Origin of the sequence: Streptomyces longispororuber, from assembly GCF_024448165.1 — a bacterium.
In the GTDB taxonomy this organism is placed as follows: Bacteria; Actinomycetota; Actinomycetes; order Streptomycetales; family Streptomycetaceae; genus Streptomyces; species Streptomyces longispororuber_A.
In genome coordinates this window covers 1-12,081 of the sequence record NZ_JAMOLN010000261.1, presented here as the reverse complement: position 1 = coordinate 12,081, position 12,081 = coordinate 1, and the positions used below count along the sequence as shown (strand labels likewise).

At 69.3% G+C, this 12,081-nt stretch carries 8 protein-coding genes; 6 read left to right on the top strand and 2 right to left on the bottom strand.

Features of this window, described 5'->3' with window-relative positions:
• From M4J07_RS42435 to M4J07_RS42420, 4 genes are all read left to right on the top strand, one after another.
• Positions 1 to 1,457 (top strand): IucA/IucC family protein (locus M4J07_RS42435; protein WP_255981605.1); only part of this gene is annotated, 1,457 nt, incomplete at its 5' end.
• Positions 1,458 to 1,511: 54 nt separating this feature from the next.
• Positions 1,512 to 2,312 (top strand): GNAT family N-acetyltransferase, encoded by an 801-nt coding sequence (locus tag M4J07_RS42430; RefSeq protein ID WP_255981603.1) that lies wholly within the window; start codon positions 1,512 to 1,514, stop codon positions 2,310 to 2,312.
• Between the two features lie 57 nt (positions 2,313 to 2,369).
• Positions 2,370 to 4,244 carry an IucA/IucC family protein gene (locus tag M4J07_RS42425; RefSeq protein ID WP_255981601.1) on the top strand — a complete coding sequence of 625 codons (1,875 nt, stop codon included), beginning with the start codon at positions 2,370 to 2,372 and terminating at the stop codon, positions 4,242 to 4,244.
• Positions 4,245 to 4,284: 40 nt separating this feature from the next.
• The gene (locus M4J07_RS42420) at positions 4,285 to 6,258 is read left to right on the top strand and encodes an ATP-dependent DNA helicase (protein ID WP_255981599.1); all 1,974 of its coding nucleotides are present in this window, start codon (positions 4,285 to 4,287) and stop codon (positions 6,256 to 6,258) included.
• 89 nt (positions 6,259 to 6,347) lie between these two features.
• On the opposite strand, the gene lexA is transcribed toward M4J07_RS42420, so the two are convergent.
• On the bottom strand, positions 6,348 to 7,145 hold the full coding sequence (gene lexA / locus M4J07_RS42415) for a transcriptional repressor LexA (RefSeq protein ID WP_255981597.1): 798 nt from the start codon (positions 7,143 to 7,145) through the stop codon (positions 6,348 to 6,350).
• A gap of 516 nt (positions 7,146 to 7,661) precedes the next feature.
• Between lexA and nrdR the strand changes: the two genes are divergently transcribed.
• Positions 7,662 to 8,207 (top strand): transcriptional regulator NrdR, encoded by a 546-nt coding sequence (gene nrdR / locus M4J07_RS42410; protein ID WP_255981595.1) that lies wholly within the window; start codon positions 7,662 to 7,664, stop codon positions 8,205 to 8,207.
• Positions 8,208 to 8,341: 134 nt separating this feature from the next.
• Positions 8,342 to 11,236: a vitamin B12-dependent ribonucleotide reductase gene (locus tag M4J07_RS42405; RefSeq protein ID WP_255981593.1), complete on the top strand. Its 2,895-nt coding sequence runs from the start codon at positions 8,342 to 8,344 to the stop codon at positions 11,234 to 11,236.
• Positions 11,237 to 11,324: 88 nt separating this feature from the next.
• Here the strand turns inward: M4J07_RS42405 and M4J07_RS42400 are convergent, their stop codons facing one another.
• Positions 11,325 to 11,861 (bottom strand): TerD family protein, encoded by a 537-nt coding sequence (locus M4J07_RS42400; RefSeq protein ID WP_255981591.1) that lies wholly within the window; start codon positions 11,859 to 11,861, stop codon positions 11,325 to 11,327.
• Positions 11,862 to 12,081: the final 220 nt, after the last annotated feature.

The following is a 12,081-nucleotide window of genomic DNA, read 5'->3' as shown; positions in this document are numbered from 1 at the left end:
ATGGTGGCGACCTGGTCGGCCGGGTCGCCGACTCGGTGCGCCGCACCGCGGACTTCATCGCCGACCGACGCCGCCGACCGTCCGACACTCCGGACCGCTTCCTCGCCGCGGAACAGTCGCTCCTCCTCGGCCACCCCCTGCACCCGACGCCGAAGAGCCGTGAGGGACTCTCCGAGGGCGAATCGCGCCTTTACTCACCGGAGTTGCGCGGCTCCTTCCCGCTCCAGTGGATCTCGGTCGCCCCCGAACTCCTCGCCCAGGACTCGGCCTGGACCGAACGCGGCCGCACCATCACCGCCGCCCACCTCACCTCCCAACTCGCCGGCCCCAAACTCTCCTTGCCCGACGGCCATGCCGCCCTGCCCATGCACCCCTGGCAGATCCGCGAACTTCAGCACCGGCCCGCCACCGCCGCCCTCCTGGACGCCGGCCTGCTGCGCGATCTCGGTACGCTCGGCACACCCTGGTACCCCACCTCCTCCGTCCGCACCCTGTACCGCCCCGGCGCGCCCGCCATGCTGAAGCTCTCGCTCGGCCTGCGCATCACCAACTCCCGCCGCGAGAACCTCCGCAAGGAACTCCACCGAGGCGTCGAGGTCCACCGCCTGCTCCGCACCGGCCTGGCCGAGCAGTGGCACGCCGCCCACCCCGGCTTCGACATCGTCCGCGACCCGGCCTGGCTCGCGGTCGACGACGCTGCGGGCAACCCCGTCCCCGGCCTGGACGTCATGATCCGCAACAACCCCTTCGGACCCGGCGACGACGCTGCCTGCATCGCCGGCTTCGTCTCGCCCCGGCCGACCGCCACCCCGGCGGGCCGCCGCGGCCGAACCCCCATGAGCTCCCGGCTCGCCGACACGATCACCCGGCTCGCGGCCCTGACCGGACGGCCCGCCGGAGCCGTGGCCACCGAGTGGTTCCTGCGCTACCTCGAACACGTCGTACGCCCCGTGCTCTGGCTCGACAGCGAAGCCGGCATCGCCCTCGAAGCCCACCAGCAGAACACGCTGCTGCTGCTCGACTCCGACGGCTGGCCCATCGGCGGCTACTACCGCGACAACCAGGGCTACTACTTCCGAGAGTCCCGACGCGCCGAACTCGACCAGCGACTCCCCGGGATCGGCGCGGACAGCGACACCTTCGTCTCCGACGCAGTGACCGACGAACGCTTCGCCTACTACCTCGCCATCAACAACGTCCTCGGCCTGATCGGAGCCTTCGGCTCCCAACAACTGGCCGACGAGCGGCTGTTGCTCGCCGCCTTCCGCCGCTTCCTCGGCGAAGCCGCCGCCGGACCCTCCCGGTTGCGCAGCCCCCTCCCCGGCCTGCTGCTGGACTCACCCACCCTCCGCTGCAAGGCGAACCTGCTCACGCGCCTGCACGGCCTCGACGAACTCATCGGCCCCGTCGACACCCAGTCCGTCTACGTCACCATCACCAACCCCCTCCATTCCTGAACCCCGGAGAACCGAGGACCACACCCCGGACCACCTTCTGAGAGGAGCGTCGTCGTGCCCCCCACCGATGCGAGCACCGGCGCCGGTGCCACCCCCGTCGCCGATCCGAGCGGAACCGTCACCGGCACCGAGAACACCGACTGCCAGGACACCCTGGACCTGCGCCTGCCCGACGAACTGATCGCGCTCATCGCCGAACAGGACGGGCAGATGTCCGCCGCCCACGGCCCGGACGGCGCCCGCCACGCCATCACCTCCCCGAACCCCACCGCGCTGACCGAGCACGATCTGCTCGACAACGTGGGGGAGTGGGGGCCGGTCACCACTCCGTCCGGCGTGTTCCACCTCGTCCCCGTACGCATCGAGCGTGATCTGACGCTGATCAGCCGCTGGATGAACGACCCCGCCGTCGCCCTCTTCTGGGAACTCGCCGGCCCGGAAGCCGTCACAGCGGACCATCTGCGCCCACAACTCGACGGTGACGGACGCAGCGTGCCCTGCCTCGGCGTCCTCGACGGCACACCGATGAGCTACTGGGAGATCTACCGCGCCGACCTCGACCCGCTGGCCCGCCACTACCCGGCGCGCCCGCACGACACCGGAATCCACCTCCTCATCGGTGGTGTCGCCAACCGCGGACGAGGCCTCGGAACCACGCTCCTCCAAACCGTCGCCGACCTCGTACTCGATCACCGCCCGCAATGCGCGCGCGTCGTGGCAGAACCCGACCTTCGCAACACCCCTTCCGTCTCAGCCTTCCTGAGCGCCGGCTTCCGCTTCTCCGCCGAAGTGGACCTCCCCGACAAGCGGGCCGCGCTCATGATCCGTGACCGAGCCCTGCGCACCGTGCTGTGAGTCGGTCACTCTTAGTACACCGCTCGACCCGATCCGGTTCCCTCTCGAGGAGTCCCCGTGCCGAATCCGTCCGCCGTCCCGACTTCCGCCGAATCGCCCGAGCTGTACGACCCGCCCGAGCTCACGCGTGAGAACTGGGACCGGGCGGGCGCGCGACTGCTGGCCAAACTGATCGGCGAGTTCGCGTACGAGGAAATCCTCCGGCCGGTCCCGGTCGAACCCGACGCCGCGGCAGGTCCGGGCCGCCACCCCTACACCCTGACGGTGCCCGACGGGCCGGAGGCGGACGGCGGCGAGCTCCGCTTCAGCGCCCGCCGAGGCGCGTACGGAAGCTGGCAGGTCGACCCCGCCGGCCTCACGTGGACGCCGGGACCGACCGGCGCGGAGAAGACGGAGCCCACCCGGCTCACCGACCCCCTCGCCTTCCTCCTGCGCGCCAAGCACATCCTCGGCCTCGACGGCACGACGCTCGGCCACCTGCTCCGCGAGCTGACCGTCACCCTCGCCGCCGACGCACGCCTGGACCACACCGCGCTCGCCGCGGACCGGCTCGCCGACCTCGGGTACGCCGAGCTGGAGGGGCACCAGACCGGCCACCCGTGGCTCGTCCTGAACAAGGGCCGCCTCGGCTTCTCCGCCACCGACACCTCCCGCTGGGCCCCCGAGGCCCGACGCCACACGGGCCTCCCCTGGATCGCGGTGCACACCGGCCTCGCCACCTACCGCGGAGCCCGGGGCCTGGAATCCGCCGACTCCCTCTACTCCCGCGAACTGAGCCCGGCGACGAGGGAACTGTTCGCCGACGCCCTCAGGGCCCGCGGCCTGGACCCGGCGGCCTATCTCTACCTGCCCGTGCACCCCTGGCAGTGGGACGACATCGTGCTGCCGCTGTTCGCGCCCTCCATCGCCGCGGACGCGATCGTTCCGCTGCCCACCGACGGTGACCTCCGACTGCCGCAGCAATCGATCCGTACCTTCCTGAACACGACCCACCCCGAGCGGCTCACCGTGAAGCTGCCGCTGTCCGTCCTCAACACCCTTGTCTGGCGCGGACTCCCGACCGAGCGCACGCTGGCCGCCCCCGCCGTCACCACATGGATGCAGGCGCTCCGCGACGGCGATCCGTTCCTCAAGGACGAGTGCGGCGTCATCCTGCTGGGCGAAGTGGCCTCGGTGACCGTTCAGCACCCCCTGTACGACGGGCTCGACGAAGTCCCCTACCAGTACAAGGAATTGCTGGGCGCCATCTGGCGCGAACCTGTGTCACGCCACCTCGCCTCCGGAGAGCGGGCCCGGACGCTCGCCTCCTTGTTGCACACCGACCCACAAGGACGCGCGTTCACGGCCGAACTGGTCGCCCGGTCGGGACTCGATGCCGGCACCTGGCTGCGCAGGCTCTTCGCGGCACTGCTCCCGCCGCTGCTGCGCTTCCTGTACCGCTACGGCACCGTGTTCTCGCCCCACGGCGAGAACGCCATCGTCGTCTTCGACGAGAAGGACGTTCCCGTACGCCTCGCCGTCAAGGACTTCGTGGACGACGTCAACATCAGCTCGGAGCCCCTTCCCGAACACGACGCCATGCCTCAGGACGTCCGCGAGGTGCTGCTCACGGAGCGTCCTTCCTTCCTCACCCAGTTCATCCACTCCGGCCTCTTCGTCGGCGTGTTCCGCTATCTGGCGCCCCTGTGCGAGGACCAACTCGGAGTTCCGGAGGAGGAGTTCTGGACCCTGGTGCGCGCCGAGATCCTCCGCCACCACTCCCGCTTCCCGGAGCTCAAGGAGCGGTACGAGATGTTCGACCTGCTCACGCCCCGCATCGAGCGCCTCTGCCTCAACCGCAACCGGCTGCACCTCGACGGCTACCGCGACCGCTCCCACCGCCCGCACGCGGCCGTGCACGGCACCGTCCCCAACCCCCTGCATCAGCCTTGATCGCGGGATTGTCAGTGGCTCCCTTTAGGGTGGTCGAGCTATGACGAAGCCCTCACTCCCCGAGCTCCTGCACGCCGCCGTCACCGCTGTCGGCGGCACGGAGCGCCCTGGCCAGGTGACCATGGCCGAGACCGTCGCCGAGGCGATCGACGACGGTTCCCACCTTCTCGTCCAGGCCGGCACCGGTACCGGAAAGTCGCTCGGCTATCTGGTGCCGGCCCTGGCCCATGGGGAGCGCGTCGTGGTCGCCACGGCGACGCTGGCACTGCAGCGCCAGCTCGTGGAGCGGGACCTGCCGCGCACGGTCGAGTCCCTCCACCCGCTGCTGCGCAGACGCCCCAGTTTCGCGATGCTCAAGGGCCGGTCGAACTATCTGTGTCTGCACCGCCTCCACGAAGGGGTGCCGCAGGAAGAGGAAGAGGGCCTCTTCGACCAGTTCGAGGCGGCCGCCCCCACCAGCAAGCTGGGGCAGGACCTGCTGCGCATGCGGGACTGGGCGGACGAGACGGAGACGGGCGACCGGGACGATCTGACCCCGGGCGTCTCGGACAAGGCCTGGTCCCAGGTGTCGGTCTCCTCGCGCGAATGCCTGGGCGCGTCGAAGTGCGCGTACGGCCAGGAATGCTTCGCCGAGATGTCCCGCGAGCGCGCCAAGCTCGCCGACGTCATCGTGACCAACCACGCCCTCCTGGCGATCGACGCCATCGAGGGCGCGCCGGTCCTGCCACAGCACGAGGTGCTGATCGTGGACGAGGCCCACGAGCTGGTCTCCCGCGTGACCGGGGTGGCCACGGGCGAGCTGACCCCCGGGCAGGTCAACCGGGCGGTGCGCCGCGCCGCGAAGCTGGTGAACGAGAAGGCCGCCGACCAGCTGCAGACAGCCGCCGAGGGCTTCGAGCGGCTCATGGAGCTCGCCCTGCCAGGCCGCCTGGAGGAGATCCCGGAGGACCTCGGCTACGCGCTGATGGCCCTGCGCGATGCCGCGCGGACCGTGATCACCGCCCTCGGCACCACGCGCGACAAGTCCGTCCAGGACGAGGACGCCGTGCGCAAGCAGGCCCTCGCCGCGGTCGAGACGATCCACGACGTCTCGGAGCGGATCACGAACGGATCGGAGTGGGACGTCGTCTGGTACGAACGGCACGAGCGCTTCGGAGCGTCCCTCCGCGTGGCGCCCATGTCCGTCTCCGGACTGCTGCGGGAGAAGCTCTTCGCCGACCGCTCCGTGATCCTCACCTCGGCCACCCTGAAGCTCGGCGGGGACTTCAACGGCGTGGGTGCGTCGCTGGGCCTCGCCCCCGAGGGCACCAAGGGCGACGATCTGCCCGAGTGGAAGGGCATCGACGTCGGCTCCCCGTTCGACTACCCGAAGCAGGGCATCCTCTACGTCGCCAAGCACCTGGCCCGCCCCGCGCGCGAGGGCACGCGCACCGACATGATGGACGAGCTGGCCGAGCTGATGCAGGCGGCAGGCGGCCGGACGCTCGGCCTCTTCTCGTCCATGCGTGCGGCTCAGGCGGCCGCGGAAGAGCTGCGCACGAGGATCCCGGAGTACCCGATCCTCTTGCAGGGCGAGGACACGCTCGGCGAGCTGATCAAGAACTTCGCGGCCGACCCGAAGACCTGTCTGTTCGGCACCCTGTCGCTGTGGCAGGGCGTGGACGTCCCGGGGGCCAGCTGTCAGCTGGTGGTCATGGACAAGATCCCGTTCCCCCGGCCCGACGACCCGCTGATGAGTGCACGCCAGAAGGCGGTGGAGGACGCGGGCGGCAATGGCTTCATGGCCGTGGCGGCGACGCACTCGGCGCTGCTGATGGCGCAGGGAGCGGGCCGTCTCGTCCGGGCCACGGGCGACCGCGGCGTCGTCGCGGTGCTGGACCCGCGCCTCGCGACGGCTCGCTACGGCAGCTATCTGCGGGCCTCGATGCCCGACTTCTGGTACACGACCGACCGGAACCAGGTGCGGCGCTCCCTCGCCGCGATCGACGCGGCGGCGAAGGCGGACGACAAGTAGGCCGGCAGGACTCTGGCGGGGCTCGGCGCGGACAGCGCTGGGCCCCGGAACCGGCGCAGTTGGTCCCGGGGCCCGGTCAGGGAGGAGCGTCAGACGCGCCGCAGTACGGCCACCACCTTGCCGAGGATCGTCGCCTCGTCACCGGGGATCGGCTGGTACGCCGAGTTGTGCGGGAGCAGCCACACATGGCCGTCCTCGCGCTTGAAGCGCTTCACCGTGGCCTCGCCGTCCAGCATCGCGGCGACGATGTCGCCGTTCTCGGCCACCGGCTGGCGGCGGACCGTGACCCAGTCGCCGTCGCAGATCGCGGCCTCGATCATCGAGTCGCCGACGACCTTCAGCACGAACAGCTCGCCGTCGCCGACCAGCTGTCGGGGGAGCGGGAAGACGTCCTCGACCGACTCCTCGGCGAGGATCGGGCCACCGGCGGCGATACGGCCGACCAGGGGGACGTACGAGGCGGCGGGCTTGCCGGTCGTGTCTGTGGGCTGCGCGCTGGGTTGGTCCGAGCCACGGACCTCGTACGCGCGCGGGCGGTGGGGGTCACGGCGCAGGAAGCCCTTGCGCTCGAGAGCCATCAGCTGGTGGGCGACCGACGACGTGCTGGACAGCCCCACGGCCTGGCCGATCTCCCGCATCGACGGCGGGTAGCCCCGGCGCTGCACGGAGTCCCTGATGACCTCGATCACTCGACGCTGGCGGTCGGTGAGCCCCGAGCTGTCGGCGCGGATCCCTGGAGGTCGGCCGGGCAGGGAGCGCCCGGGCTTGGGCCCCTCCTGGTTCATGGCTGCGTCATTCATGGCATGCACCGGCTCGAGTCGGCCCTGGGGGCGGCCCTGGGGGCGGCCCTGGGCAGTGATGGTGGCACTGTCTGCGGTCGTGGTCACGTCGGTCGGCCCCTCTCGAGAATGTCTCCCTAGCTAGCCAACGGTAGTTCCTTTCGAAAGGTTGCGCCAAACACACGTTCGAGTGAAAAATCGCAGATTACTTGTCGTGATCATGCGCCTGGGTGTATGGCTGCCATTCGAGCGGAGAGGCAATTCGGCTCAATCCGGTACGCTTCAGCGCCGGGACAGAGACCCACTCCGTGGGCTCCCTCAGTCTGCCACCCCGCTCCCCGTCAACCGGGCACCGCCCCCTCTTCCCGTGCGTCGTGCCGGTCGGGGCCTGTGGCCTGTGGGGTTGCCGTGACGCGCACCGGAACTCGGGGCCGCGCGACACGCGCTAGGGACCAAAAGGCGGCCAAACCCCAGATGTAGTGGTTGGATTGCATCAGCAGCCCAGAAGTTGTGGTCCCTGGTCCGTCGAGGTCTTGGTCATCGCCTATGCTTGGGGCTGCTTCGAGGGGCTGGACCAGCCGCTCGGGGCTATCGAGTCGTGCCGTGAAGGAGGGTTGGGAGTTCATGCACTGCCCCTTCTGCAGGCATCCCGACAGCCGTGTCGTCGACAGCCGCACCACCGACGACGGCACGTCGATCCGCAGGCGTCGCCAGTGCCCCGACTGCTCCCGCCGTTTCACGACGGTGGAGACGTGTTCACTGATGGTGGTCAAGCGGAGCGGGGTGACCGAGCCCTTCAGCCGCACCAAGGTCATCAACGGCGTACGCAAGGCGTGCCAGGGGCGTCCCGTGACCGAGGACGCCCTCGCCCTGCTCGGCCAGCGGGTCGAGGAGGCGGTGCGCGCCACCGGAAGCGCCGAGCTGACCACGCATGACGTGGGTCTGGCCATACTCGGCCCACTCCAGGAGCTGGATCTCGTCGCCTACCTGCGCTTCGCGTCCGTCTACCGGGCGTTCGACTCGCTGGAGGACTTCGAGTCGGCCATCGCGGAACTGAGAGAGCAGACGTCCGGCGCGGACGCGGACGGCGCCGGCGGAGAACGCGTAGAAGGCGACTGCGGGCCCGGAGGGACGATCGAAGTCCCCGTGCCCGCCCACGCCGCCGACTGACGGCCCCGGGCCGGACGGCGGCGATCCACAGACCTGTTACGGGCGGCAAGAGCGGCGCTCGCAACACAAGACACACACCGTGCACGGGAAGATCCGGGCACTTTAGGGCGTTTTAGCCCGATATGGGAGGCGGCATGACAGAGACGGCGAGCGGCCCGGCACGAGGTTCCCGAGCCAAGGGAGCCAAGGCCACCAAGGGTCTGCGTATCGAGCGCATCCACACCACTCCTGGCGTGCATCCGTACGACGAGGTGGAGTGGGCGCGCCGTGACGTCGTCATGACCAACTGGCGCGACGGCTCGGTCAACTTCGAGCAGCGTGGCGTCGAGTTCCCCGAGTTCTGGTCGGTGAACGCGGTCAACATCGTCACCAGCAAGTACTTCCGCGGTGCTGTCGGCACCCCGCAGCGCGAGGTGAGCCTCAGGCAGCTCATCGACCGCATCGTGAAGACGTATCGGAAGGCCGGCGAGGACTACAAGTACTTCGCTTCACCCGCCGACGCCGAGATCTTCGAGCACGAGCTGGCGTACGCCCTCCTGCACCAGATCTTCAGCTTCAACTCGCCGGTGTGGTTCAACGTGGGCACGCCGCAGCCGCAGCAGGTCTCCGCCTGCTTCATCCTTGCCGTCGACGACTCCATGGAGTCGATCCTCGACTGGTACAAGGAAGAGGGCATGATCTTCAAGGGCGGCTCCGGCGCCGGCCTGAACCTCTCCCGTATCCGCTCCTCCAAGGAACTGCTCTCCTCCGGCGGCAACGCCTCGGGTCCGGTCTCCTTCATGCGCGGTGCCGACGCCTCTGCAGGAACGATCAAGTCGGGTGGCGCCACGCGCCGCGCCGCCAAGATGGTCATCCTCGACGTCGATCACCCCGACATCGAGGACTTCATCGAGACCAAGGTGAAGGAAGAGGAGAAGATCCGCGCCCTGCGTGACGCGGGCTTCGACATGGACCTGGGCGGCGACGACATCACGTCCGTCCAGTACCAGAACGCCAACAACTCGGTCCGCGTGAACGACGCGTTCATGAAGGCGGTCGAGGAGGGCGGCAAGTTCGGCCTCACCTCGCGCATGACCGGCGAGACCATCGAGGAGGTCGACGCCAAGTCGCTCTTCCGCAAGATGGCCGAGGCCGCCTGGGCCTGTGCCGACCCCGGCATCCAGTACGACGACACCATCAACCACTGGCACACGTGCCCGGAGTCCGGCCGGATCAACGGCTCGAACCCGTGCAGCGAGTACATGCACCTGGACAACACGTCCTGCAACCTCGCCTCGCTGAACCTGATGAAGTTCCTGAAGGACGACGGCAAGGGCAACCAGTCCTTCGACGTCGACCGCTTCTCGAAGGTCGTCGAGCTGGTCATCACCGCGATGGACATCTCGATCTGCTTCGCGGACTTCCCGACCCAGAAGATCGGCGAGAACACCCGCGCCTTCCGCCAGCTCGGCATCGGCTACGCGAACCTGGGCGCCCTGCTCATGGCGACCGGCCACGCCTACGACTCGGACGGCGGCCGCGCCCTCGCCGGCGCCATCACGTCGCTGATGACGGGTACCTCGTACAAGCGCTCGGCGGAGCTCGCCGCGGTCGTCGGCCCGTACGACGGCTACGCCAAGAACGCCACGCCGCACCAGCGCGTCATGAAGCAGCACGCCGACGCCAACACCACGGCCGTCCGCATGGACGACCTGGACAGCCCGATCTGGGCCGCCGCCACGGAGGCCTGGCAGGACGTCGTCCGCCTCGGCGAGAAGAACGGTTTCCGTAACGCCCAGGCGTCGGTCATCGCCCCGACCGGCACCATCGGTCTCGCGATGTCCTGCGACACCACCGGCCTCGAGCCCGACCTCGCCCTGGTCAAGTTCAAGAAGCTGGTCGGCGGCGGCTCCATGCAGATCGTCAACGGCACCGTGCCGCAGGCCCTGCGCCGCCTGGGTTACCAGGAGGAGCAGATCGAGGCGATCGTCGCGCACATCGCCGAGCACGGGAACGTCATCGACGCCCCCGGCCTGAAGACCGAGCACTACGAGGTCTTCGACTGCGCGATGGGCGAGCGCTCCATCTCCGCGATGGGCCACGTCCGCATGATGGCGGCCATCCAGCCGTGGATCTCGGGCGCCCTGTCCAAGACGGTCAACCTGCCGGAGACGGCGACCGTCGAGGACGTCGAGGAGGTCTACTTCGAGGCCTGGAAGATGGGCGTCAAGGCGCTCGCCATCTACCGCGACAACTGCAAGGTCGGCCAGCCGCTCTCCGCGAAGAAGAAGGAGAGCGAGAAGGCCGAGGTGACCGCGAAGACCGAGGCGACGATCCGTGAGGCCGTCGAGAAGGTCGTCGAGTACCGCCCGGTCCGCAAGCGCCTCCCGAAGGGTCGTCCCGGCATCACCACCTCCTTCACGGTGGGCGGCGCCGAGGGCTACATGACCGCCAACTCCTACCCGGACGACGGTCTCGGCGAGGTCTTCCTGAAGATGTCCAAGCAGGGCTCCACCCTCGCGGGCATGATGGACGCCTTCTCCATCGCCGTCTCGGTCGGCCTCCAGTACGGCGTGCCGCTGGAGACCTACGTCTCGAAGTTCACGAACATGCGCTTCGAGCCGGCCGGCATGACGGACGACCCGGACGTGCGGATGGCGCAGTCGATCGTCGACTACATCTTCCGCCGCCTGGCGCTCGACTTCCTGCCCTTCGAGACGCGCTCCGCGCTCGGCATCCACTCCGCCGAGGAGCGTCAGCGTCACCTGGAGACGGGCTCCTACGAGCCGTCCGAGGACGAGGTCGACGTCGAGGGCCTGGCCCAGTCGGCGCCCCGCGCCCAGGAGCTGAAGGCCGTCGAGACGCCGAAGGTCGAGGCTCCCGCCGTGCAGCCCGCCCCGCAGCAGGCGCACACCAGCGCCGAGCTTGTCGAGATGCAGCTGGGCATTCAGGCCGACGCCCCGCTCTGCTTCTCCTGCGGCACGAAGATGCAGCGCGCCGGCTCCTGCTACATCTGCGAGGGCTGCGGCTCGACCAGCGGTTGCAGCTGATCGCACAGGTCGGGCTGATCGCGCCGATCGCCTGAGCCGAGGGCGGCGGGACCCCAAGGGGCCCGCCGCCCTTCGGCGTTCCTGCGCGCTACAGGTTGCCCATGGCGGCGGCGAACGCCGTGAGGTCCCCGTCAAAGCCACGTATGACTTCCTGGAACGACCATTCGTCGTCGGTGCCCCGGGTGAACTCGGCGATGGTGGTGGCCGCGTGGCCCGCCACCGCGGAGAAGTCGTGCTGCGACAGGTCGGTGTACCCCTCGCGTATGCGCACTCCGGTGTTCGGCACGTTCCAGAACGCCTTCGGTCTGCCCGACGGCTGCTCGTTCTGCTGGATCGCCACGCCCACCACCACGCGCGCGTACTGCCGTCCCAGACGGTCCAGTTCGAGCGTCATGACCTCGTCGAAGCCGAAGCCCTGGCCCGTCCTGCTGTCCCGGTTGAGCGCAATCGTCCCGTCGGGGGAGCGGCTGTCGAAGTGGACGATGTAGGCCGGGGCGCCGTGCGGGTCCTCGCGCGTGTACGTCGCCGCGACCAGGTCCAGGTCATGGGGCGGCGAGCCGATCGGGCTCGGGTCCCACTTCAACCCGACCTCGACCTTCTCGAACCCCTTGCGGAGACTGCTCACCGAACTCCCCCTTCTCGGCGTCGTGTTGCGTGCTGGTCACACGCTACGTGGTCCCACTGACAACTTGGTGGCCGTCCGTGTCCGTAGCGTCGAACTGCCGATGCCCTACGGCGAGTTGGTACGGCATGGACTACCCCGGAGAGTGACCCCGCGTCACGCAGAGCGCCGTACGATGGCGCGGTGCTGGTCAAGTGGATTCGCTGCACTGTGATGGACCGTC

Bases quoted from the DNA above. Each gene is read 5' to 3' on its own strand.
- M4J07_RS42420 (WP_255981599.1), top strand. From the start codon at position 4,285: ATGACGAAGCCCTCACTCCCCGAGCTCCTGCACGCCGCCGTCACCGCT.
- nrdR (WP_255981595.1), top strand. From the start codon at position 7,662: ATGCACTGCCCCTTCTGCAGGCATCCCGACAGCCGTGTCGTCGACAGC.
- M4J07_RS42405 (WP_255981593.1), top strand. From the start codon at position 8,342: ATGACAGAGACGGCGAGCGGCCCGGCACGAGGTTCCCGAGCCAAGGGA.